Source organism: Butyrivibrio sp., from assembly GCF_017433805.1.
Classification (GTDB): domain Bacteria; phylum Bacillota; class Clostridia; order Lachnospirales; family Lachnospiraceae; genus Butyrivibrio.
In genome coordinates, this window is record NZ_JAFRGN010000013.1 from 286,337 (window position 1) to 312,168 (window position 25,832).

The 25,832-nt window shown below is 40.5% G+C and carries 21 protein-coding genes; all 21 read right to left on the reverse strand.

Features of this window, described 5'->3' with window-relative positions; genetic code table 11:
- Positions 1-85 precede the first annotated feature (85 nt).
- Positions 86-3,358 (reverse strand): flagellar hook-basal body complex protein, encoded by a 3,273-nt coding sequence (locus tag IJI01_RS04720; RefSeq protein ID WP_292186558.1) that lies wholly within the window; start codon positions 3,356-3,358, stop codon positions 86-88.
- A 160-nt stretch (positions 3,359-3,518) separates the two neighbouring features.
- On the reverse strand, positions 3,519-3,941 hold the full coding sequence (locus IJI01_RS04725; protein WP_292186559.1) for a TIGR02530 family flagellar biosynthesis protein: 423 nt from the start codon (positions 3,939-3,941) through the stop codon (positions 3,519-3,521).
- Between the two features lie 62 nt (positions 3,942-4,003).
- Positions 4,004-4,714, reverse strand: coding sequence for a flagellar hook assembly protein FlgD (locus IJI01_RS04730; protein WP_292186560.1), 711 nt, complete (start codon positions 4,712-4,714; stop codon positions 4,004-4,006).
- Between the two features lie 81 nt (positions 4,715-4,795).
- Positions 4,796-6,343: a flagellar hook-length control protein FliK gene (locus IJI01_RS04735; protein ID WP_292186561.1), complete on the reverse strand. Its 1,548-nt coding sequence runs from the start codon at positions 6,341-6,343 to the stop codon at positions 4,796-4,798.
- A 116-nt stretch (positions 6,344-6,459) separates the two neighbouring features.
- Complete coding sequence (locus tag IJI01_RS04740) at positions 6,460-7,386, reverse strand: hypothetical protein (RefSeq protein WP_292186562.1); 927 nt, start codon at positions 7,384-7,386, stop codon at positions 6,460-6,462.
- 18 nt (positions 7,387-7,404) lie between these two features.
- Positions 7,405-7,860 (reverse strand): flagellar export protein FliJ, encoded by a 456-nt coding sequence (locus tag IJI01_RS04745; RefSeq protein WP_292186563.1) that lies wholly within the window; start codon positions 7,858-7,860, stop codon positions 7,405-7,407.
- Between the two features lie 8 nt (positions 7,861-7,868).
- Positions 7,869-9,227, reverse strand: a complete 1,359-nt coding sequence (fliI, locus tag IJI01_RS04750; protein ID WP_292186566.1) for a flagellar protein export ATPase FliI — start codon at positions 9,225-9,227, stop codon at positions 7,869-7,871.
- Positions 9,228-9,253: 26 nt separating this feature from the next.
- A complete protein-coding gene (locus IJI01_RS04755) occupies positions 9,254-10,129 on the reverse strand; it encodes a FliH/SctL family protein (protein ID WP_292186569.1) in 876 nt (291 codons plus the stop codon).
- Positions 10,122-11,156 carry a flagellar motor switch protein FliG gene (gene fliG / locus IJI01_RS04760; protein ID WP_292186572.1) on the reverse strand — a complete coding sequence of 345 codons (1,035 nt, stop codon included), beginning with the start codon at positions 11,154-11,156 and terminating at the stop codon, positions 10,122-10,124. Before fliG ends, IJI01_RS04755 begins: the two co-directional genes overlap by 8 nt.
- A gap of 233 nt (positions 11,157-11,389) precedes the next feature.
- Positions 11,390-13,009: a flagellar M-ring protein FliF C-terminal domain-containing protein gene (locus tag IJI01_RS04765; RefSeq protein WP_292186575.1), complete on the reverse strand. Its 1,620-nt coding sequence runs from the start codon at positions 13,007-13,009 to the stop codon at positions 11,390-11,392.
- Between the two features lie 43 nt (positions 13,010-13,052).
- Positions 13,053-13,391: a flagellar hook-basal body complex protein FliE gene (gene fliE / locus IJI01_RS04770; protein WP_292186578.1), complete on the reverse strand. Its 339-nt coding sequence runs from the start codon at positions 13,389-13,391 to the stop codon at positions 13,053-13,055.
- A 46-nt stretch (positions 13,392-13,437) separates the two neighbouring features.
- A complete protein-coding gene (gene flgC / locus IJI01_RS04775) occupies positions 13,438-13,887 on the reverse strand; it encodes a flagellar basal body rod protein FlgC (RefSeq protein WP_292186581.1) in 450 nt (149 codons plus the stop codon).
- A 125-nt stretch (positions 13,888-14,012) separates the two neighbouring features.
- Positions 14,013-14,408, reverse strand: coding sequence for a flagellar basal body rod protein FlgB (gene flgB, locus IJI01_RS04780; protein ID WP_292186584.1), 396 nt, complete (start codon positions 14,406-14,408; stop codon positions 14,013-14,015).
- Between the two features lie 263 nt (positions 14,409-14,671).
- The gene (gene codY / locus IJI01_RS04785) at positions 14,672-15,451 is read right to left on the reverse strand and encodes a GTP-sensing pleiotropic transcriptional regulator CodY (RefSeq protein ID WP_292186588.1); all 780 of its coding nucleotides are present in this window, start codon (positions 15,449-15,451) and stop codon (positions 14,672-14,674) included.
- A gap of 165 nt (positions 15,452-15,616) precedes the next feature.
- The gene (topA, locus tag IJI01_RS04790; RefSeq protein WP_292186591.1) at positions 15,617-17,725 is read right to left on the reverse strand and encodes a type I DNA topoisomerase; all 2,109 of its coding nucleotides are present in this window, start codon (positions 17,723-17,725) and stop codon (positions 15,617-15,619) included.
- Between the two features lie 142 nt (positions 17,726-17,867).
- Positions 17,868-20,621 carry an FAD-dependent oxidoreductase gene (locus tag IJI01_RS04795; RefSeq protein ID WP_292186932.1) on the reverse strand — a complete coding sequence of 918 codons (2,754 nt, stop codon included), beginning with the start codon at positions 20,619-20,621 and terminating at the stop codon, positions 17,868-17,870.
- A 139-nt stretch (positions 20,622-20,760) separates the two neighbouring features.
- Positions 20,761-21,105 carry a hydrogenase maturation nickel metallochaperone HypA gene (locus tag IJI01_RS04800; protein WP_292186593.1) on the reverse strand — a complete coding sequence of 115 codons (345 nt, stop codon included), beginning with the start codon at positions 21,103-21,105 and terminating at the stop codon, positions 20,761-20,763.
- Between the two features lie 155 nt (positions 21,106-21,260).
- Positions 21,261-21,929: a hydrogenase nickel incorporation protein HypB gene (gene hypB / locus IJI01_RS04805; protein WP_292186596.1), complete on the reverse strand. Its 669-nt coding sequence runs from the start codon at positions 21,927-21,929 to the stop codon at positions 21,261-21,263.
- Positions 21,930-21,931: 2 nt separating this feature from the next.
- Positions 21,932-23,050: a DUF5692 family protein gene (locus tag IJI01_RS04810; RefSeq protein WP_292186599.1), complete on the reverse strand. Its 1,119-nt coding sequence runs from the start codon at positions 23,048-23,050 to the stop codon at positions 21,932-21,934.
- A 261-nt stretch (positions 23,051-23,311) separates the two neighbouring features.
- On the reverse strand, positions 23,312-24,868 hold the full coding sequence (hemZ, locus tag IJI01_RS04815; protein ID WP_292186602.1) for a coproporphyrinogen dehydrogenase HemZ: 1,557 nt from the start codon (positions 24,866-24,868) through the stop codon (positions 23,312-23,314).
- 268 nt (positions 24,869-25,136) lie between these two features.
- Positions 25,137-25,799: an MBL fold metallo-hydrolase gene (locus IJI01_RS04820; RefSeq protein WP_292186605.1), complete on the reverse strand. Its 663-nt coding sequence runs from the start codon at positions 25,797-25,799 to the stop codon at positions 25,137-25,139.
- Positions 25,800-25,832 lie beyond the last annotated feature (33 nt).

The following is a 25,832-nucleotide window of genomic DNA, read 5'->3' on the forward strand; positions in this document are numbered from 1 at the left end:
ATATTTGCAGACATAAATACAGCCCTGTATCCGACCGAAGATACAGGGCTGCCTCTTTGCCTATGATTATCAAAAGAACTACTTATTATCTCTTAAGGTTTGTAAGTTCCTCAAGAAGTGTATCTGATACTGTGATGATACGGCTGTTAGCCTGGAATCCACGCTGTGTTGTGATCATCTCTGTGAACTGTGACGAAAGGTCTACGTTAGACATTTCAAGTACGCCAGTGTTCATGTAACCACCATCTGTTGTGATATCCTGAACTGTAGCTTCACCAGAGTTAAGAGTTGATGCATAGAGGTTATCACCCTCTTTGGAAAGACCTGATGCATTAGCGAACTCAGCAGATGCGATCTGTCCGAGAAGCTTAGTCTGTCCATTTGAATATGTTGCGTAGATCTGTCCGTCTGTGCTGACTGATACGCCGTTCATCTCACCGACTGCACGTCCTGTGTTAAGGCTCTTCTTATCACCCTTAACTGCCTTGATTGTTGATGATCCGTTTGTATTGTAGTTAGTCAGTGTTGAGAAATCGAAATTGATATCTCCGAAGTTATGCTGATCACTTTCTTCCTGGTAACCAAATGCTTCAAGTCCTGGAATCTTCTGGTTGAAATTCATTGTTACAAGACCTGTTGATGTTCCATCAGCCTTATCAAGTGCACCATTAGCAGCTTTAAATGAAAGCTGGATACTATGATCACCAATTGTCAGCTTGATTGAACCATCATTTGTAATCTTATATTGACCATCTGTACCAAAGGCATCTGCCATCTCATCAGTAATTCCATAAATCTTATAAAGAAGATCCTGTGTGTTTCCTGTAGCAGTTCTAAGAAGTGAGGAAATATCTCCATCACTTGGAACGTCTTTATATACACTAGTTGAAGTAATATTTATTGAACCATTACCATTATCAACGATTGTATATTCGCTTCCTGAAGGCTGCTTGATAATTCTTTCCTCAGTATGAGCTATTGATACCTCACCAGTAGACTGATCAAAAGATATAATGTACTGCTGTCCAGCTGTCATGTTGCCCATGAAGTCCTGAACACCCTTGTTTGAACTAAACACATCAAGTAGAAGACTTTCATAAGTGTCCGTAAGTGTTGTATCCGTAAACGTTCCTGTAAGTCCACTTCCAAGAGAATAAGCTTTCTTGTAAACGTTAGTGTCTATGCCCTCATCATATGCCTTATAGATGTATTTAGCATTTGAAGGACTCTGCTTTGTATAATCTGTATTAAGAGTGCCCTTATCCGCTGTCATAATTGTGTACTGACCAATTTCAGTTGATGGTCCAAGGGCTTTTACAGGATAAGTTAATATCATTCCTTCGCTACCGGTAAGTGCAGAGAAGTTAAATGTCTCCTTATTAGTTCCAGAAGTATAACTTGAATCATAATACGCACTAGTATTATCACTGAGAGCTGTTATTCTATCTGTAACTAAAGATTTAATCTTAGTTATTGCATTTTTTGCTCCAGTCTCCATCTGCATCAATTTAATTGCAGCTTGTGAAGAATCTGATTCTCCAGTTATACTCGGATCAGTATCAACAAAAGAATCAATATAAGTATCCATAGATGTAAGATCAGCAACCTTCAATTTGGTTGTATCTATCTTTTTTGTATCATCTGTCTGAGCTGCATTATAAGCAGTAATAAAACTGTTAAGATATGAAATACCTAGATCTGAAACATAATTAGATGCAGTAGTATCTGTCTTATTTATCTGTATCGATCCCTTATCTGTTGATGTTGTATCTTCCAATTTAGCACCAAACAACGTAAGTTTTTTGCTTGTAGCGTTATATTTATATGTCAAATTGGCAGGATCATATCCTTTGGAAGCTATATCAGCAAGCAGTGTCTTAGTAGAATCAGATGTGTTAACAAAATACTGATTCTCGCTTTTTGTTACAAGAGTTGATGTCGCATAAGTTGTCTCTGAATTAGCTGTTGCAAGATCCACCTTTCTCTGAAGTATCATACTCTCAGGATCAGTTGTTGAGTCATATGAATAGGTGTAAAGATCTTTATCAGTATCAAAATTAAAACTGGATGATGCTGAAGGAATACCAAATACAGTTTTAAGATAATCCTTAGTAAGCTTGGATACGTCACCGCTACTTGGAGAAGGAACCAGATATGCTTCCTTGGTTGTACCATTTACAAAATAGTAACTGTTTGTTGTATTTGTAATGAATTTAAATTTTGCTGTAGCATATGAACCATCAATGCTGTTTTCTTCATCAGGAATATCATTCTTACTGTATTTGATTGTAATCTTTCCGTAGTCCTCTGAATCCTTGGCTGACGTTGTGTCGATGAGATATGTAGCGCTAGAACCGTATGTCTTTTCTTCGTCCTCTGTTACGCCATATACCGCATTGAGGAGTCCCTTATACTTCTTGGAGCTTGTGCTCATAAGATCCCCAAGTGTATTCTTGCCATCTGCGCTGTTAGGGACGTCACCATACTTAACATCTCCGCCAGGAGCATTGATTGAAAATACTGTTCCTGTTGCATCAGTCTGGAATGTGTATCCATCTTTTGCAGGGAATGCTGTTGTATTTGCATCACTATCAACATTACCAAGTGTAATGTGGCTCAAAAGATCCTGACCAATAGAGTTTCCTGAAGAATCGATGATGTCAGTAAGTGTAAGTGCAAAAAGGTGGTCAGTTTCGGTATCCTTAAGTACGAATTTTCCTGTATATAAGTATCCCTTATTATCATAGAACTCCATGGTAATTGTTTTACCATCGTCTGAAAGGATATTTGTGTCGTTATCGTCGATATTTCCGCTGAAAAGACCAGCTGTTGTAGATGCTGGTGAATATGTGTTGTTGTCTGCGCTCATGATCTGAAGAGCTGAAAGGCCGGCGTTCTTATTGATTGTGATTTCATCAGTATCCTTATCTTCCTGAGCAACCCAGCCCTGTACAAAATAACCGTTTGACTGCATTGCAAGGTTACCAGCACCATCTACGTAGAAGGAACCATCTCTTGTGTAAAGGTTCTCATTACCGTTATTAACGATAAAGAACGCTTCACCAGTGATCATGATATCGAATGGGTTGTTTGTTGTCTGAGTTGCGCCCTGAGAAGTAATAGCTGTGTTGATGGCGCCTGACTTAGCACCAAGACCGATCTGACGAGCATTTACACCACCCTTAGTCTCTGTGGCGCCAGATGCTGTCTGAGTTGTCTGGTACATAAGGTCTGAAAATGTAATAGACTGTGATTTGAAAGATGTTGTGTTAACGTTGGCAATATTGTTACCGATAACGTCCATCTTGGTCTGGTGGGTCTTAAGACCTGCTACACCAGAATATAATGATCTCATCATAAGGCAAAGTCCTCCAAAATTTTAAATCAAGTTACAGTAAAACAAGAGTCCTATAGAAAGAGCTCTGATCCACATATAGCTTTAATTTTGGACGGATGCGTGATATTGCGGATAATCCCTTCTGTCGGTCGGGGATTAAAGATTTCCTTGAGAGGTCCAATCATGCAATCACTGCACCGTCGATATTAGTAAATACATTATTTTTTGTTTCGGTCTGATCCATTGCAGTTACAACTGTGTTGTTAGGAACATTGACGATAAAAGCAAGCTGATCAACTAAAATGAGAGAATCTTTTATACCTTTTTCAGACGCCTCTTTTGCACCTTGATTTAATCTAAGCATCTGATCCTGTGTCAGCTCTATGCTTCTGTCATGTAGCCTGTTTGCAGCATGTTTAGAGAATTTCAGATCATCTCTTGCTACATAATTATTATCGGCTTGTTCCTGGATTTTATTTAGTACCTGAGCAAAAGAACCTTCGCCCTGAGGCAGAGGTTTCGCATTGCCAGTTTTTGGTACCTTGTTTAAGTACTGATCCTGGACCTGACCTATTGAAGAAAATCTAAGTTCATCAATTGTCATATTTTTGTCTCCGGATTATAAAATCATCAAAACTTTTCTATCAGTATCTTTTTTCCAATTTGTTAATCTGTCTTATCAGTTGTTGATGAGGATGATGTCTCATCAATCTTAAATGTTCTGTGGTCATCTCCGCGGATATCATCAATACGATGTACATACTGCTGAAGAGCTGTAATATAGTTAGGATCCATCATGTTTCTGGCCTTCTTATCCATCTTAGTCATGTAGAACTCATACATAGTGTCGATTGTGAGACCGTGATCCTGCTCAGTTACGAAGTCTACGCTACTTGGCAACTTATCGATTGCTTCCTGGAAGTCCTTAACAACTGCTTTAGCATCTGTGTAATCTGTATCAAATACTTCAGATACATCGTCAACATTGTAGCTTGTTCCATCGATGTTAAGGTATGCCTTGTTTCCACTGTAGGATACAAAGTCAACAACACCGATAGTCTCAGTTGTCTTACCATTATCTGGATTGTACTGAGATACTCTTACAGTCTTACCTACCATCTCAGATGCTCTTGAAAGAGCCATTGAATTAGCCATGTTGTTGAGCTGTTCAACCTGAGTGAAGGTAGCGTACTGATTGATATATTCCGTATTAGATGTAGGCTCCATAGGATCCTGATATTTCATCTGAGCAACTAGAATCTTGAGGAAGGAATCTTTGTCATATCCTGTACTGGCAGTTTTGGTTGAATCTTCCTTCTGCATGTTCTGAACTTCACCATTTTTAATAACTGCACTAACCTGATTTATATCTGACATATTTCTTACCTTTCCTTGCTGCTATGAGTTTTACCCCATAGCAGCAATCAAAAATCTCATCAAATAATTCTTTCAAAAATCTCAGGCACTGTAGTCAACCGTATTTCCGTTTGCTGCCATCATCTGTGCAGCTATCCTGTCTGCATCTGACATTTCATCTTCTTCATCAAGATCATCCAGACTAGCAAGATTTATTCTCCTAAGGGATCTGCCTTTCTTGGCCTGCTGTTCGTTGAATGCGTTATTGTTATCGCTTCCCTGCTGAAGATTTTGTTCAAATGCGTGGCTTGCAGTTGTAACTTCGATTGATGTAACTTTAATGCCCTGTTCGCTGAACTTCTGCTGAAGAGTCATCATCTGGCTCTCAACTGCTTCTTTTACAATTTCATTCTGAGCTGTGAACTTGGCTACGATGCCTTCCTTACTGCTTGTAAGAAGAATATTTACGTTTCCAAGACTAGCCGGATGCAGTTGCATCTCAATGCTGTGCTCCTCAGCTCCTGCTGTAATAGAAATGCGATCAGCAATCTGTCTAATTATGTTCTCCATCTGAGCTCTGTCCGCATACTGCGTAGGAGCCGTAGGAGCAACATCTATATTCTCTGTAATATTGTTAAGTAGCTGGTTAAAAAGATTAGGTGCCTGATTATTACCAGTTAAGTCGCTATGGCTTTCGCCACTGTTGTTCTTAGATGCCTGGGATGCTGTCTCTACTGGTTTAAACTCAGTTTCTGCTTCTGTTTCAGAAATGGTCTCTTCGAATTTGATTATAGGCTCGGAGTCCTTAGACTGTGATGCAGCCAATTCCTTATTAAGTTCCTTGGTAGCATCATTTACGATGATTTCAGGAGTTTTTTCCTGTGCTTTCTGCACATGTTCTCCGAAATCTTCCTGTGTATCTGTTACTACCTGTGTAAACTCTTCCTCGGATAAGTCAAACTCATTCATAAGTTCGCTCTTCATACTGTCTGCACCCTCATAGAGGTCCTGCATAAATGTATTTAGATCTGAATCAGTTATCAGATCAAGCGCTTTATCCGGATTGCCTATATCTGTTACCAGCTGTGCAATATTCTGAGGATTTAAAAGATCTGCAAATGTCATTCCCAGCAGTTGCATTGCGTTAAGTATTTCTTCATCAGATATATCAAGTGCCTTTGCTATATCAGAAATGATTTCCTTGCCGCTTTCTTCTATAGCATCCTGCAGCTTTTCATTAGCTTCCGTGCTTCCTGTTTCTTTTGCCTCTGTAGTATTTACTTCATTTTCCTGAACCTGATCAGTGCTTGTATCCTTGACGTTTACTGTGTTTTCTTCCATTGTTGCATCTGTCTTAGTATTATCAACGTCTTTTATCTTGTTATCATTCTGGTTATTCTGATCTTTCAGGTTTTTGTTGTCTGTAGGATGTGCCTGCTTGGGATCAACCTTTGATCCTGCATTTTTTCTCACATCGACTACTCTGCTCTGCATCATTTGATCTGAAACTTTATTAAGTATTCCATCAAAGCCTGCCTGAGCCTTGCCACTGCTCTTAGTAAATTCTACTTTTGAATACGAAACAGTTGTCGCTGCAGTACTCATTGTGATAGACGCTATAGCGCCTACTCCATTAGTAGTACTGCCCATCAAGTACCTCCTTCGTAAATTTATTCAAGGTGCATAGATTCTCAACTTGTATATCGGCAAAGCACAAAAAAACTTCACCCTGATGGGTGAAGTTTTTAAATGTTTATAAAAATTTATTATTTCTTTTCTCCTGTAACCTGAGTTGATTCTTTTTCTAGTGCAGATGGTTCAAGAAGCTGAGTAAGCTTAGCTGCATTTGGTTTTTCCATTTGTGCCAGAATATCGCCTCGATTCTCAATAGTCATCTGAGCAAGAATCCTGGCAACCAGCTGAATCTGATTTTCATTGATCATCTCATCAAATATCTGTGCCGCCTGCTTGGCCTTCATTCCAGAATAGGTAGTAGCGAAAGCCTTAATAGCTGCATCATCAAGTTCTCCCTGAACAACCTCCTGATATAATCTTGCAGCAGTATCAGGATCGATCATTGAATAGTATGAAGCATAGGCAGCAGCATCCGGAGCATAATCTCCATATACAACGCTGGCATAAAAGCTTGCTCTTTCCTCATAGAACTCTTTTTGCTGTTTCTCAAAGGGCTCTAGTCTTGCTACTTCTGCTTCAAGCTTATCTATTGTCGCAGCATAGCTACTGTTCTGAGTCATCTCTGTCTGCAGTGCCAGCTCAAGTCTCTTGATATACGCATTAGCTTCATCAAGACTGTTTAAAGAACTACCTGAACTCTCAGCAGAGCTTACATCTGTAGGAATCTCCTCCTGCTTGGTTGCTCCATCAGGAAGAATAAGGTTAAGTCCCGGAATATCACCAATAATAGGAGCAAGGATATCTGAGCCAAATCCACCTACATCAAGCTTAATAAGAAGTGCCATAATAGCAAGCCAGATTAGGATGATAAGAAAGGTAATGACTATGGTTGCAAAACCTCCGGCATTATCTCCGTTGATTTCCGCAGTTCTGTCAGCAAATTCCTGAGCCTTTTCCTTAGCTTCTTTTTTCTGGGCCTTTAACTGTTTCTGATATTCTTTTTTATCCGCTTTAAGTTTGGCTTTGGCGGCTTTTGGATCTTCAAACTGATCAGCCATTTAATTCCCCTCACGATTTTATTCTTCGCGCTGTCTTTGTGTATATGTAAAACTCGTGCGCTGGTCGTTCTCTTTTGCCTCTTCCTGCTTCTCTTCCTCTATCCATTCGGCGTAGGCGCGCTCTCTAAGCGTTTCCTGCATCTTACGCTCCTGAATAGCCTTGGTAAGTCTGATTCTGACTTTTTCAACAATTTCTTCATGCTGAGCTACCACCTTGGCCTGAGAAGCGATCATAACATCCATCTGTGCTGTAGCATACTGGTTATCCAATATGTCCTGCAGCTTAAGCGACTCTGCATTTCTAAGTTCTTCTGCCTCAACCAGATAAGCTTCTTTTCTTCGAACATATTCATCGAATATATCCATCTGCTTATTGAGCTCAGCCTGGGCAGCAGCAAACTCCATTTTAATCTGGCCTTCTGTCTTTTGTTTGATATTTAGGACGCTCTGCATCCTGTAAATAAATCTCGCCATACAACTCTTTAATCTTTAAACATATCAATCAGTGTCTGCCGAATTTCTTCAAAGCTAAATTTCTCGTCTGTCTCCTGCATAAGGAATGCATTAACTCTCTCTATCTTAGAAATAGCATAGTCAATGTTTTTGTTGGCTCCGCTTCTGTATGCTCCGATATTGATAAGATCCTCAGCATCGTTATAGGTCGCAAGAACAGTTTTTAGCTTACCAGCAGCTTTTTTGTGCTCCGAATCAGCTATCGCAGACATACATCTGGAGATGCTGGCCAGAACATCTATAGCCGGATAGTGGTTCTTTTGTGCAAGCTTACGATTGAGGACTATATGTCCATCAAGAATACCACGTGCTGTATCTGTGATAGGCTCATTCATGTCATCACCATCGACAAGAACAGTATAAAGACCTGTAATAGAACCTTTTCTGGATCTGCCAGCACGCTCAAGAAGCTTGGGCATCTCAGCGTACACGCTTGGCGGATAGCCTCTGGATACTGGTGGCTCGCCACTTGCAAGACCAATCTCTCTCTGAGCCATTGAAAATCTGGTAAGAGAGTCCATCATAAGAAGAACATCTTTACCTTTATCACGGAAATACTCAGCTATAGAGGTTGCAGTCTTGGCTGCCTTTAGTCTCTCAAGAGCAGGCTTATCAGAAGTAGCACATACAACAATTGACCTCTTCATACCTTCTTCTCCAAGGTCTCGTTCTATGAATTCTCTAACCTCCCTACCTCGCTCTCCAATAAGAGCAATAACATTTATATCAGCCTGAGTGTTTCTAGCAAACATACCAAGAAGAGTACTCTTACCAACACCAGATCCTGCAAATATACCAATACGCTGCCCCTTACCAACTGTAAGAAGACCGTCAACAGCCTTAACTCCAAGGGAAAGAACATCCGAGATTGGGTCTCTTGTCATGGGATCCGGCGGCTGATTCTCAACTGAGTAGGCGATACCATCTTCAAGCATAACGCCTTTACCAAAGCTTGTTCCGTCGATTCGTCCAAGGCCGTCAAGCGTTTGACCAAGGAGTCCTTCACCAACGTTAACACGTAGAGGCGAATCAGTATTTTCCACGATACTGCCATTTCCTATACCACTGGTATTCTCATAAGGCATCAGCTGAACATGATTATCCTTAAAGCCGACAACCTCAGCCATGGCAGGTCTGCCTTTTCCCTCAGATAAGGGGTCGCTGTCTTTTTTCTTGGGATAAATAAGGCATATGTCACCAAGCTTAGCATCTGGTCCTGCAGACTCGATGGTAAGCCCGATTACATTCACCACTTTACCACTCATTCGATAAAATGGAGCATTCTGCATCTTTTTGTATTTGGAAAAATCTACTTGGGATGTCAGCATTTTCGCTCCTGTTTAATAAGTAAATATCATCGTTTTACTCTGTCAAAAGATAATAATTTGAGCTTTCTAGACAGCTCTGATAATTCAACTCCAAGACTACAGTCAAATACGCCGCTGTCAGACTCTATCATGCACTCATTTTCTTTTAAAAGAGGATCCTCAATAATCTCCATTGTTGTGTTAGGAGAAGTTATACAGGCTTCAAGCGCCTCTTTTTCCTCTATCACATCATCATAATCATCAGAGGATACATGTACTATCAGGTCATTACCCGATTCAATTCTGGATAAAGTAGACTTAAGAAGATGAAGAATGATTCCCTTATCTTCTCTAAGCTCAACGCCAAAAACATGCTCATAAATCTGTGTGAGAACATCTACCATCTCTGGCTCAAGGCCATCTACTATCTGCTGGTATTCAGCTTCAAGGTCGTTTCTTTGTTGTTCGATATCTGCCTTAAGAGCTTCCGCAGCCTGAGCTCCCTCCTGATACCCAGCCTCATAGCCCTGTCTGTGACCTTCCTCCTGTGCCTGCGCAATAATGGAATTAGCCTGCTCCTGAGCATTCTGAATTATCATGTCAGCCTGTTCCTGAGCCTGCTGGAGTTTAAAGTCCATCTCAGCCTGCATTGCTTCCCTATCAAATTGAGGATCAGGAAATGGTTCCATCATACCTTGATCCTCTGTTAGCTGAGACAGTTGTTCCATGTCGATACCTGGAACAAAATCTACATTATCGCCCTCAGGAGCATAGCCTTCCTCATCAGCCATCATTGCACGCTGACGCTTAAGTTCCTGCTCCTGAAAAGCCTCAATTTTCTGATTTGCAAGGTCGTTACTATCAATGACGAATTTCTCAGTATCGTCAAAGCTAATAAAGCCAGCTTTAAATAGATTAGACAACTAGCTCATCACCTCCACCTCTGGAGATTACAATTTCACCAGCATCCTCAAGCTTACGGATTACGTTAACAATCTTCTGCTGAGCTTCTTCAACGTCCTTCATACGAACAGGTCCCATGAAGTCCATATCTTCCTTGATCATAGCTGCAAGACGCTTAGACAGGTTGTTAAAGATAGCTGTCTGTACGTTCTCAGTTGCACCTTTAAGAGCAAGACCGAGGTCACTGTTCTCAACTTCACGCAGCACTCTCTGAATAGATCTGTCGTCCAGAAGAAGTACGTCTTCGAATACGAACATCTTCTTTCTGATCTCGTCGGCAAGCTCTGGCTCTTCGATTTCCAGAGTCTCCATGATATGTTTCTCTGTAGCACGGTCTACTGTATTCAAAATCTCTACAACCGCATCTACGCCACCAACGATTGTATAATCCTGGTTTACAAGAGATGATAGCTTGGATTCCAACACTTTTTCTACCTCTTTGATCGTGTCAGGACTTGTTCTGTCCATGGCAGCGATACGCTTGGCAACATCCGCCTGTCTGTCAGGTGGAATAGCCGACAGAATAAGCGCACTCTGTGCGGGTGACATATAAGACAAAATAAGAGCTATAGTCTGAGGATGCTCATCCTGTATGAAGGTAAGAATCTGTGAAGGCTCAGTCTTACGAATAAATTCGAAAGGCTTAACCTGAAGTGAAGCAGTAAGCTTACTGATAACATCAAGAGCCTTGTCTTCACCAAGAGCTTTCTCAAGAAGTTCCTTAGCATAGCTGATACCACCTTCAGCAATGTACTGCTGAGCAAGGCAGACGCCATAAAACTCTTCGAGTACTGCCTCTTTAATCTGAGATGTAACACTTCTGGTGTTAGCAATTTCAAGAGTAAGCTCCTCGATTTCCTCTTCTTTCAGATGTTTGAATATGGCGGAGGATTTCTCCGGTCCTAACGCAATAAGTAGGATCGCCGCTTTTTGAGTGCCGGTGAAATCGGCAATTAAGGAATTGCCACCACTGAAATCAGCATCCATATTTTATACTCCCCATTTAATATATTTATTCCGCGATATACGGATTGCTCCGTATCGCTCACCCGCGATATACGGATTGCTCCGTACTTCGTACTCTCGCAATCCTACGGGCATTCGGAATTCGAAATACTCTCTACGTTCGTATTTCTGTATTCCTCATGTCCGTTCAGTCCTTTCATAAATTCAATGTTTTGTGCAAGCACAACATTGAATTTACTCAGTCCTTATATCGCTCACATGCCATAGTCTTCGTTTAACCAGTTACGAAGCAGCGTAGCTGCAGCCTCTGGATTTTCATCAACGAATTTCTCAATAAGCCTCTTGGTCTCAGAACCTGTATCCATTTCGATATCTTCAAGAGTCTCCTCTGGTGTGGACTCAAGGAGCTGTTCAACAGAAAGCTCTTCTGGGACTGGCTCCTCTTCAGTCTTCTTGGATGTCCACATACTTCTGATAACGATAAATGCAAGAAGGCCAAGGATAATGAGAATAGTAACAATCTGGAGAATATCAGTAACTGTGATATTAGCTCCTGTCTTGTCAATGAATACGTACTGTGTATATGCAGCCATAGCAACGTTGCTTGCTGCTATACCTGTAGCCTTGGCAACGACATTTATCATTTCCTCTGGTACATCAAGATTCACAGGCTCCGTGTTGGCTATCTTGTAATCATTCCAGTCAACATCCCCATTCGCAGCCTTATCATAGTTCTCTTCCTTCATAACAACATAGTTGATTGCTGTTACAGAAATTGAAGATTCGTCATACTTGATGGCACCAGGAATATTTGTGCTTGTTGTTATCTCCTCGTTTGGAAGATAATCCCTTGTTTCCTCAGTAATAGTAGAACTTGAATTGGTATTATCCTGAGTAACATAAGTAGTTTCATCATCCTCATTTGTATCAGTTCCAGGAATACCACTTACGCCGTTAACATTTTCTGCGTTGTATATAGACTCGTGAGACAGAACACCCTGTGTCTGATCTTCTGCAGGTGTATATGTGTGGTTTGTCTTTTCCTCTTTAGAAAAATCAAGCACAAGGTTACTTGCTACCTGAATATCATCATAGAGTTTTGTTCCAAGTAAAACCTTTTTAACTTCGTTTTTAACGATCTGCTCCGCCTTGGTCTTAAGATTAAGCTGATTGCTGGCAATTCCAGCATCTGTTGTTTCTTCACTTCCTGAGAACAGAAGATTTCCGCTATAGTCCAGAATAACAATGTCGTTGGTAGATTTTTTACCAAGAGCTGCTGCTACAGCCTTAGCTACAAAAGTAGCGTTTTCTTCTCCGAAACTATTAGGATCATTTATTTCAAGAAGGATCCAGGCTGATGCTTCGTCTTTGTTTCCTATGAGAGTTCCATCATTATCCGGAATATGAAGTGTTACATTGGCAGTTTCTATTGCGTCAAATTTGACCAGCATATCATGTTCTAGTTGGCTTTCCAGGTATTTGACATACTTTTTTTGCTTGTCAGATTCAGTGGTAGAAAAGTTTCCATCTGTAACATTATTTATACTGTATGCATATGATTGGATATCATTTGCACCAAGAAGAAGGCTGGCGTTCGCCTGGTCCTTTTTGAGGACCTTAAACTCCATGCCGTCATCAGACATTTTATAATTGATTGTATTGGAATCAAGAAGCTCCTTAATCTCGGATGCTTCTTTGGTAGAAGTGGCTTGAGCCAATAGAACATATTGAGGCTGGTTAAGCACTGTAACCAGAATAATAATGGTGAGTAGCACAACAGTACCAGCGCCGACTATCAAAGTCTTCTGCTTGGCTGTGAACTGGTTCCACCAATCGAGAACTTTTTGCCACAAGGCTCTTAATCTTTCAGCCATATTTCTCCCTCCCCTCATGAAAAAATAATATAACTAAAAAAATTTAGATCTGCATCTGAGTAATCTCTCTATATGCAGAAAGTGCGCGGTCCCTCACCGCTATAGTATATTGCAGAGCTGTCTGTGCTTTTTGAAGCGCAATGGAAAGATCATGAGTGTTGTTAGTCTGACCAAGAGCCCACTTAATCTCCTCATTTTCAGCATCTGACAAATATGCATTTGTCGTGTTTATGTTCTCCATTGCTCTTCCAAATATGTTGGCAAAAGAGTTATTGTCGTCCTGCGGGCCTAAAACATTGTATACCTTGCTGTTAAGGTGCTCCGCATTTCTAATAACGTCAGAAGAAACATTTCTAAGTTGAGAAATATCAAGAGATGCCATTTATCCCCTCCATAAATGTACAAAACAAACTAATCAAGGTTTACGGTCAGCCCTGACCAAGTTCAAGTCCTCTTGTTGCTATATTCTTGCTGGCATTAAATGCTGTTGCATTAGCTTCATATGATCTGCTGGCATCAATAAGGTTAGTCATCTCAGTAACCGTGTTGACATTAGGATATGTTACATAACCATTGGCGTCAGCATCTGGATGTGACGGATCATAAACCACGTTGTATTGCGTCCAGGTATCATCCTGAACCTGAACTACTTTAACTCCACGGCCTGAATAGTGATCCAGTCTCTCATTTAATATTCTTGAAAAAGGCGTCTGTGTACCTTTTTCTGCAAATCTCACAACCTTTCTGGTATATGGTGTGTCACCATCTTTCGTTCTGGTAGTATTAGCATTAGCGATATTCTCTGAAATGATATCCATTCTGAATCGCTGCGCTGTCATACCAGATGAATTGATATTAAAAGAATCAAAAATGTTCATAACCCTCTCCTTTCCAACAGAAGTTTGCACTAGCTGCAAACTTCGTAAGAACATGATTCAGGAGTAAGGGGCAATCTTTGCGAAGCAAATTGGAATATTGCCCCGAATCCTGATAAATTTATTTATCAGGATGACTTACAAGCTGCCTGAAGATTCTTGAATTCTGAACTCAGCCCTTCCATAAGTCCCTGGTACTTGATCTGGTTGGCTGCAAGAGTAACATTCTCTGTATCAATATCCACGTTGTTCTTATCTAGTCTGTAAGAGAAGTTAGAGTAATCATTTATTACTCTGGGTCTAAGTTCGTGTTCCTTAAGTCCCGCCACCTTGGCGTCCATGGAAACATATCTTGAATTGCCCAGTGCTCTTTCAAGTTCATCCTCAAAATTAAGGTCTTGTCTCTTATAACCAGGAGTATCAACATTGGCTATATTATTAGCTATAACCTCATTTCGAAGCCAGGAAGCATCTGCGGCTTTATCAAGCACATTGATGTAATCAAAAGCATTACTATTGATCATGGCCACCTCCAAAATATGCGGAATATAGACACAATAATGTTATTATATTAATAATATGATTTTTTTTACCAAAATACAAGAAAAATATACTTTATATTGTGTCTACCATCGCCAAAAACTACAAGATGTATAAAATAAAAAAGAAGGGGTTTACCATTTTGATAAATCCCTTCATCTACATCCATCCATTCGCTATAAACTTAAAATCAAATGTATGACGTTTCTGTGTTTATTATCGGTCAAAACCTGATTTTATCTTAGGATCAAATCTCGGCTTTGAGCTTCTTTATCTCATTGAATACCACATCGTTTGTAACTTTAATGTATGTTCCCTTCATTCCTGAAGATCTGGATTCGATGACACCAGCACTTTCAAATTTACGAAGGGCATTAACAATAACGCTCCTTGTGATTCCAACTCTGTCAGCGATCTTGCTGGCTACAAGTACGCCTTCCATACCATCAAGTTCATCAAAGATATGAATTATTGCCTGCATCTCGGAAAATGAAAGTGTGCCGATTGCAGATTTAACAACTGCGAGCTTTCTACTCTCTTCTGCATTTTCTTCATTAACAGCTCTCAGCATCTCAAGGCCTACAACTGTTGTACCATACTCACACAGGATAATGTCATCAATATCGTATGGAGCATCTGTCTTGTAGATAAATAACGTTCCAAGTCTTTCGCCTGCAATTTCTATAGGAGTGATAATAGCTTGGAATTTGGCACTATCAATACCCTCAAATCCAAGAGTCTCAAGATTCACATTCTCTTTTGTAGAAAGAATTGTAAGTAGTCTCTCATTAAGCATTGGGTCGATAAAAGATCCCACATTGTCAACAAGCAGGTCACTAAGAGATGCTACATTAGCACTCTCACCAATACCCAGGACTTTACCCTTTTTACTGATCACGAACATGTTAGAAGCTAAAATGTCGCATAACACTCTACAAATGTCGTTGAAAACAACCTTTCCAGAATTGCTATTATGTAACAGTTTACCTATCTTACGGGTTTTATCCAGTAGTTGTACACTACTCATCAGAGTTCTCCTTTTTAGATTATTTCCCCACAAGCAATATTATTATCGTTATTACGAATATAACATTACTACGCTATTTGTATCATAGCATAAAAAAATAGGCGCTTCAAACAATAAAGCGCCTACAATTATTAAAATATACTTAAATTTTCAGAAAACTCATGTTTATTCTTTTTTCAATTCATCCTTGTTGCATGAAAATCCGCATTCCTGGTCGCTGCAGGCAAGCTTGTTGCTCTTGGCAACCATGAATTTACCGCACTTAGGACATTTCTCTTTAACAGGTCTTGCCCATGACATAAAGTCGCACTCAGGATTGCCTATGCAACCATAGTATATACGACCTTTTCTAGTTCTCTTAAGAACGAGATCTTTGCCACACTTGGGACACTCAACACCAATCTTCTCAAAATATGGCATAGTGTTCTTACACTCTGGGAATCCAGGGCATGCAAGGAACTTACCGTGTGGACCATACTTGATTACCATGTTTCTGCCACAGTTCGGACAGATTTCATCAGTAACTTCATCCTGAACCTGAATCATCTCCATCTCTTTTTCTGCTGCAACAACAGCTTCATTAAGATCTGGATAGAAATTCTCTACAACTGTCTTCCACTTAACGTCGCCCTCTGCGATTCCGTCGAGAAGAGCTTCCATGTTAGATGTAAAGTTTACATCTACAATCTGTGGGAAAGCATCATTCATCATCTTGTTAACAGCTTGTCCCAGCTCTGTGATGAAGATTGCCTTGTTTTCCTTGGTAATATAATGTCTTGCAAGAATTGTAGAAATAGTAGGTGCATACGTACTAGGTCTGCCAATTCCAAGAGCCTCAAGGTCATGAACCAGTGAAGCCTCTGTATAATGTGGTGCAGGCTGTGTAAAGTGCTGAGCACTGTCAAAGCTGTCGAACTTGAGCTTGGTTGTAGTATCCAGATTCTTCATGAGAACATTCTTCTCAATCTGATCATCCTCATCTGTGTAAACGTTGAGGAAACCGTCGAATACAGTCTTGGATGCTGCAACTGTAAATCTATGAACTCCTGCATCAATCTTAACAGATGTTGTCTCATACTTGGCTGGAGCCATACGGCTTGCCATGAATCTGCGCCAGATCAGCTGATAGAGTCTGAACTGATCTCTTGAAAGATATTCCTTAACAACAACTGGTGTATTCTCGATATAAGTAGGTCTGATAGCCTCGTGAGCGTCCTGAATCTTGGCATCGCTCTTCTTGACTGTAGCGCCCTCTGATAAATACTTGTCGCCAAAATTAGCTGAAATATAAGCATTAGCTGAAGCAACAGCTTCATCTGATACTCTTGTTGAGTCTGTACGAAGGTATGTTATAAGACCAACAGTTCCCTGTTTGCCAAGCTCAATTCCTTCATAAAGCTGCTGTGCAACACGCATTGTCTTCTGTGTTGAGAAGTTAAGCGCCTTGGAAGCTTCCTGCTGAAGTGTTGATGTAGTAAATGGAAGTGGTGCCTTCTTGGTTCTCTCGCCCTTCTTGACATCGCTAACTACATACTTGGCTCCCTTAAGTGAAGCACAGATCTTGTCGAGTTCTTCCTTGGACTTGATTTCTTTCTTGTCATTACCTTCACCGTAGTAATGAGCTACAAGTGGCTTCTTCTCGCCTTCTGCAGCAAGATTAACATCAAGTGTCCAATATTCTGAAGGGATGAAAGATTCAATCTCTTCTTCTCTGTCTGCAATGATCCTGAGTGCTACAGACTGTACTCGTCCGGCACTGAGACCTCTTTTGATCTTGGACCAGAGAAGTGGCGAAATAGAATATCCAACCATTCTGTCAAGAACACGTCTGGCCTGCTGAGCATCTACGAGGTTCATATCGATATCCCTGGGATGCTTCATAGCCTCTTTAACAGCGTTCTTGGTAATCTCATTAAATGTTACTCTCTGAATCTTGGCATCAGCCTCATTCAGTTTAAGTGCCGCGATAAGGTGCCATGAAATAGCCTCACCCTCGCGGTCAGGGTCAGTTGCGAGGTATACGTGATCTGCCTTTTTGACCTTCTTACGAAGATCAGCAAGTACATCGCCTTTTCCCCTTATAGTAATATATTTAGGTTCAAAGTCATGCTCAACATCTACACCCATCTGACTCTTGGGAAGATCTCTTACATGTCCGTTACTGGCAGCTACGTCGTAGCCAGTGCCTAAAAACTTCTTGATAGCTTTAACCTTGGTAGGTGACTCAACAATAAGAAGTGAATTTTTCTTGGTATTAGTTGTCTTAGTTGCCATTTCGAATTTAAAAAGCCCCTTCATAATAAAAATGTGAAAAAAATTTACATTTCTTATTAATATACATTTTTAAAGATTAAGTCAAGTGCCCATTTGAACACTTGACTTAATCTTATACAATAGAATTTATTATTTTGAACGATTATTCTTCATCAAGCCATGCTGTATCTTTAGGTGTTTTCTTAACAAATGGTCTTGCAACAGCCTGCTTGAGTCCATTAGGAAGAATATATTTAAGTTTTTCTTCTGCTGTTCTCATAGTAGAAGCATCTGGGTTATCTCTTGTAAGCTTTATAGCATCAAATTCGCAGCGTGTTGTGCAAAGTCCGCAACCTACGCACTTGTTAGGATCGATGATTGAAGCTCCGCATCCAAGACAACGTGAAGATTCCTTCTTAACCTGCTCTTCTGTGAATACCTGCTTAGTATCACGGAATGTAAGCTTGCCATCCTTGCTCTTTGTATCAGCTGGTACCTGACGTCCAACGTGATCATAATCCTTGATCTGGATATCATCCTTATCAAGTTCGATAAAGAAGTTAGGATCACGACCGATTGTAAGTGATGAGTGAGGCTGTACAAATCTGTGGATAGATTCAGCACCTTCCTTACCACAAGCGATAGCATCGATAGCAAATCTAGGTCCATAGAACATATCTCCACCAACGAAGATATCCTTAACTGTAGTCTGGAATGTAACCTTATCAGCTACAGGAGCTGGTCCTCTGAACTCAACTGCCTCATCCTTGAGAAGGTCTCCCCATACAGTTGCCTGTCCAACAGAAAGAATTACGTTAGAACATGCAATCTCCATGGTCTCATTCTCATCATACTGAGGGTCGAAGCGACCTTCTGCATTCTTAACCTGAGTACACTTCTTGAATACGATACCCTTAACCTTACCATTCTCTGTAAGGATTTCCTTAGGTCCCCAGCCGCCTCTGAACTCAATGCCTTCAGATTCAGCAAGCTCGATCTCTTCAGGAAGAGCTGGCATAATATCACGTGTCTCAAGAGAAACCTGTGTGATCTTAGGTGATCCACAACGGATAGCTGTACGGCTAACGTCGATAGCAACGTTACCACCACCGATAACTACTGTATCGCCTATGAGCTTGTAGCTCTCATCATCAATAACATCATGAAGAATATCAACACCCTTGATAACGCCTTCAGCGTCCTCACCAGGAACATTTACTCCACGGCCACCCTGACATCCAATAGCGATATAGAATGCCTTGTAACCCTGTTCTCTGAGCTCTTTAAGAGTGATATCCTTACCAACCTCAACACCGAGGCGAATATCAACACCGAGGTCTCTGAGTACATCAACCTCAGCCTCGATAATATCTTTTTCCATAACGAATGAAGGAATACCATAAGTAACCATTCCGCCTGGCTTCTTGTTCTTCTCGAACAATGTAGGCTTGTATCCCTTAAGTGCAAGATAGTAAGCACAGGAAATACCTGCAGGACCTGCACCAATGATAGCTACCTTCTCATCAAAGCCGCCATCAAGCTTAGGAATAACCTTATTAGGCACATATCTTGTCTCTGCCTTGAGGTCTCTCATAGCAACAAACTTCTTGATCTCATCGATAGCAAGCGCCTGATCGATTGTTCCTCTTGTACAAGCATCCTCACAACGTCTGTTACATACATGTCCACAAACAGCTGGAAGTGGATTGTACTTCTTGATAAGCGCAAGAGCTTCATCATATCTACCCTGTGAAGCCATCTTGATATATCCCTGTACAGGCAAGTGTGCAGGACAAGCTGTCTTACAAGGAGCTGTACCAGTCTTGTGAGTGTTGATACGGTTGATGTCTCTATAATCCTCTGTCCACATCTCACGTGACCACTTCTGCTCTGTAGGAAGAGGCATCTTAGGATAAACAACCTCGCTGCCATCCTTCTTGCAAAGCTTCTGACCAAGTGTAGCTGCACCAGCAGGACAAACCTCTACGCATCGTCCACAAGCTACGCACTTTTCTTTGCTAACATGTGCTACATAAGCTGAACGAGACATGTTAGGTGTGTTGAACAGCTGTGAAGTGCGAAGAGCATAACATACATTTACATTACAGTTACAGATAGCAAAGATCTTGTTCTGTCCGTCAATGTTAGTGATCTGATGAACGAATCCATTATCTTCAGCCTTCTTGAAGATCTCAAGAGCCTCTTCCTTAGTGATATAGTGTCCATCCTTCTGAGTCTCAACAACATAGTCAGCCATATCACCGATAGCGATACACCAGCCCTCTGGATCATCAGCACAGCCCTGCTCAAATGTCTTTCTGGATCTTCTACATGAACATGGAGATGCTGCATACTTGCCTTCATAGTAATCAAGCCAGTATGAAATCTTTTCAAGGTTGATAGCCTCACCCTGCATCTCAATTGCCTTCTCAACAGGGATTACATGCATACCAACACCAGCGCCGCCCATAGGAACCATGTGTGTAAGTCCCTCAAGAGGAATACGGCTCATTCTCTCAAAGAAAGCACCAGCCTCTGGATGCTCCTCAAGAACCTTGTGGTTCATATTACCAAACTCAGCTGAACCAGGAACGTACATAGGAAGTACATACTGCTTCTCATGCTGAGAATTCTCATAGTTCCACTCGATAACGCCGTTATATGACATTTCATCGAGCTGCTTCTGAAGCTCTTCTTTTGTATATTCAGGACAAAGAGCAGCAATCTGCTCGAAAGTCTTAGGCTTACGTTTTTCAAGCTTAAGAGCTATCTCACACTGCTCATCAGTGATCAGATTATAAAGGCCCCAATATTCAGGACTCTCTTTAGTGATCTTCTCAAGACCAAGTTTGATCTCTTTTCTATCCGTTACAGCCTTAGAAAACTTAGCCAGTGGCTCACGGAAAGGTGCATTCATATCCACAGTGTCAGGAATAATGCCTGCACGAGGATCTTCTCTGTTACGATTAGGATCCAATGAATAAGGAGTCATCAGATCATTCATATCGAAATTATTTTTATCCATCTCTCTACCCTTGCCTTTCAAATCGTCATATTTATGTGGCCGATATCTCTTTTATCATGAACTCATTCCCCTTTAAGAGATATGTGTGTTCACTGCCACAATTAGGACAAATCTTGCCATGTTTAACTGTTTCATATTCAGTCTTGCAGTCCTCGCAGTAAGTAACTGCAGGAAGCGTCTCTATAATAAGTTCAGCACCATTCATAAGCTCAGTCTTGGCAGCCGCCCATTTCCATGCATCTGTCAGAAGTTCAGGAACAACTCCTGATACCTCGCCAAGCTGAAGTGTAACTGAATGAATCTTTTCTATATCGTTCTCTTTGCCGACCTCAGTAAGGTCATCAATTATATGAAAAACAACGCCTAATTCGTGCATATAACAATCCTATTTCAAATAAACTAAACACTACTTAACAAATGATAATTTCATAGAAATGATTTTCAATGAAATAAAAAGCCAGGCGATATAGCAAGGATAAAGATAAACTTCCCCTTGTTTATCGCCTGGCATTTAATCAGATTTATAGCCAATTACTTAATTGCTTCATCAATCTGCTCTGAAAGCCATGCTGCCCAAGCCTCGATTCCCTCACCTGTCTTAGCACAGATAGGAATTATCTTAGCCTTAGGATTACGCATGAGAATGTATTCCTTACATTTCTCAAGATCAAAATCGAAATAAGGAGCTACATCCATCTTGTTGATGAGAACAACATCGCAAATGGAAAACATAAGCGGGTACTTAAGAGGCTTATCATGTCCCTCTGGAACAGAAAGTATCATAGCATTCTTGGTACTTCCTGTATCAAATTCTGCAGGACAAACAAGGTTTCCAACGTTCTCTAAAATAGCAAAATCAACATCAGAAACATCAAGCTCTTTGATTCCCTGTCTGGTCATATCAGCATCGAGATGGCACATTCCACCAGTGTGAAGCTGAATAGACTTAACACCTAATTCTGCAATAGCCTTGGCGTCTACATCTGAATCAATATCAGCTTCCATAACACCAATTCTGTACTTATCCTTAAGAGTTTCGATTGTTCTCTTGAGCGTTGTTGTCTTACCTGATCCAGGTGAAGACATAAGGTTCAAAAGAAATGTCTTGGACTGTCTAAGCTCGCCTCTGAGCTTATCAGCATCCTGATCGTTACTCTCAAAAATACTTCTCTTTACTTCAATGACTCTAACATTATCCATAATTACTCCGCACGCTCCATAGCAAGTTTGAAATCTTTGGTATCGCCAAATACTTCGTTAGCATATGGGTTCTTGCCGAGCTTGCAAGATCTCTTAATGATCTCTGCAATGCAGATTACGTTGATTGCAATTGAAAGGATTGCAACAACACCCTGTGATGTAGGGTTAGCTGTGATACCCATGCTCTCGATGATCTGACCAGCCTGAGCTGTCTTACCATTACCAGCATTATAAAGTGCAATTGCCTTCTCGTAAAGGTCCATTGTTGTAATACCATTCTCTGTAGCTCCGCCATAAACTGAAGGAAGAGCTGCTGCAAACTTAGAGCTAAGCTGGAATCCAGGTACAACCTGAGCAAACATACACCAGATAGCAAGTGTGTTAGCACGGTTCTGAATCCAAGCACCCTTGTTCCAGAATGCATTAGCAAATGTAGGAGCAAGAAGAAGTGCAACACCGCAATACCATGAGTGTGTAGGAAGGTTAAGATATGTGTACTCAAAGTTCCATACATCATAAGCGATGATGAACCAAACAGTCATATCAGGCCAAAGCATATCTGCGTGGTTCTTGTCCTTGGATGAATAAAGGTGTACGCAACCTGTCATACAGAAGATATTGATCATACCAGCAAGTGCGTTAACAACGTTCCACCATCCACCATAGATGAATACGCCTTCGTTAGAAGCCCACCAAGCACCTGAAAGGTTGCCTGTGATTGAGAAAGCTGCAAGAGCTGACTCCATATCAGAAACGTTAGCAATCATAATGTTAGCTGCAACGATGAACCATGGGAACCATGCAAACCATTTCTCTTTGCCGATGCCCCATTTGTACTTGATCATCATGAAACCAACGCAGCCGATATCGGCAGCATAGAGTTTGAAATAGTGGAACCAGCCATCCATGAATGCAACTGTAGGATTCTGAGCTCCTCCAAACATTCCAAGATGTGCCAAAATGAAATATACAGTAAGGATACATGGAATAACTACGAATACGATCATTCCACCTACCTTTGTTCTACGGCCAATCTCATTCATGAGGATAAGTCCGCAGAATACCATTACCCAACCAAGTAACTGCATAGCAGCATGGTCGCTATAAAGTTGGAATAGCATATAAACCTCCTTGTGATATTGCAGTTCCTATTTTTCAGCAATATCGTCATATTTTTGACAATAGTATAGCATGTTGCACAATCAAATACAATATTACCGCATCCCAAGTATACAATATGGGGTACTGAATATTTTAGAATTGGTTTCCGATTATTTAATCTTTTTTATATTTTTTTGAACAATTATCAAACAATTATCAATCTAATGTTAATATGTTAGTTTTCTTAAACGATTTTTTTGTTCAAAAGTACCATAAACACACTATTTGAATAGGATATTTTTTCTGTCTATCATTTCATGAATATTTTCCATGTAGAGCTTGATATCCTTAACATTATCGCAGCGTTCAATCCTTCCGTTGCCGTAAACACGCTTGGTTACTGTACCTGCCCCAAGTGCAACTATAGACTGTACCTCTTCATTGATTAAAATATTATAAATTCCTGCTTTATTTTTTCTCGCATAGCCAGTATTTTCAAAGTTTCCGCTGATATTCTTCTGTCTATACAGGTAATATGGTTCAAGTCCCAGATCTGCAGCGCCCTTAGCTGCAATATCCATCATCTCTTCAGTATTATTAATGGATTCAAGGATTGGTACTTTGAGTTCTCCCTTTAGTTCTTTTTCATGGAGAACCTCAGCAAGCTTAGATCCTCTCTTGATTGCAAGAGAATGAACTGTCAGATCATCAGGATCAAGCTTTTTGATCTCATCAATTGTATATCTGACATCTTCTGCAGTTTCTCCAGGAAGACCAAGGATAATATCCATATTGATATTATCAAAGCCTTCTTCCCTTGCCATGTGGAAGGAGTCAATGAGCTGCGCTACAGTATGTCTTCTGCCAATTAACTTAAGAGTCTCATCTCTCATAGTCTGAGGATTAACAGATATTCTGTTAACTCCCATCTTCTTCATGGTGGACAGCTTCTCTCTCGTTATGGAATCTGGTCTTCCTGACTCTACTGTAAACTCCTTAACATGAGATGTATCAAGTTTTTTCTGAACATAGCCGATTAGTCTTTCGAGCTGATGTGGTTCTAAAGTTGTAGGAGTTCCGCCACCTATATAAATAGTATCAAGAGTCTTATCAGCAAAATTCTCTGCAACATAGTCGATCTCTTTTTCAAGGCATGAAATATAATCATCAACCACTTTGCTATAAGCGCCTATAGGATAAGAAGTAAATGAGCAATACAGACATGTTGTAGGACAGAAAGGAATTCCTATGTAAAGGCTGTATCCATTCTCGTAGTCGATATCCTTAAGGATTTCCTTCTCTCTTCTGGCAATTGAGATGCTGAGCCTTATTTTCTCATCGCTGACAAAATAAGTATTCTTCATATATTCAAAGATTTCTTCATCGCTCTTACCATTATCTATGAGATTCATAGCAATGCGAGTAGGCCTGATTCCTGTAAGATTTCCCCAAGGGAGATCACGACCAGTAACCTCTCGCAAGGCTAAATAAATAGCTTTCTTAACAGCGTTCTTGCTTGTATCAACTGTATGATCTTCTCCACTGGTAGAAGCATTGTCGTTCTTAGTAACATCAAGAAAATCAACATATTTCATTTCCTTGTTAACTTCCTGGATAGAAACTACAACTATTCCTTGAATGCATTCATCACTTTTTTCTCTGGTCAATATATCTACTTTGGCAAAAAACTCTTCACCATCATCTTCATTTCTAGAAATATCATCATTTCCACACTTATCGATAATTACAACCTTCACATCCTCATTCCCATAAAATGCTTTAAATAAAGAGTGAATATCATATTGGTATTTATCTACATTCAAAAGAATCCTTATCATATCGTTTTCCTTAAACCTATAATTCTATATTTCTGTTCTTTTATACTAATATTTTATTGTTCGTAACCAGGTGAGCCTTCATGGAATTATACTACAGAGGCAAAAAATATGCACATAGAAGCGAATTAGTGCTACAGAGCAAAGACATGCACATCGAAAGTGCCATTGCACGCATCGATGTGTGCTTATGGCTTTGCGCCGTGCCTAGCACTACTGAGCTTCTATGTGCATATTTTGCCTCCTATCATATCCCTAAAGGCTCACCGTCCTACCACCCAAGTACGAATGGATTATATTCCTTTTCGTGCTCTATAGTGGTAGTCTCACCGTGCCCCGGATAAACCAGCGTATCGTCTGGAAGTGTAAAGAGCTTATCATTGATTGAGCGAAGGAGCTCACTTGTTGAGCTTGTAGGGAAATCAGTTCTGCCTACAGATTCTTCAAAAAGAGTATCACCTGCAATAACAAACTTGCCCTCTTCGCAGTAATAGCAGCAACCACCAGAAGTATGTCCCGGTGTAAATAACACCTTGAAGGAAAGACCTGCCACCTCGATGATATCTCCATCCTTATAGGTGATATCCGGTGTAACCTTCAGGTGCATTCCATAATCATTGGAAAGATTAAGGTACGCATCCTTGCACATAGCCTGCTCTTTTTCATGACAGCCAAGCTTGGCTCCGGTAAGGTTTCTAAGCTCCTCAGCACCGCCAATATGGTCAAAATGTCCGTGAGTTAAAAGAATCAGATCAATAACAAATCCCTTAGAAGTCAAAGTCTCGTATATTCTACCGCCCTGATCAGCTGGATCAAATAAAACTCCGTGTTTCTTACCATCTGCGTCAGCATTTCCCTCATCAAATACAAAGAAACAGTTAGTGCCAACCATTCCAAGTGTCATACATGCAACCTGAATATTTTTTGTCCCCATATTGTCCTCACCTTTCTGATCATAAAGTTATCT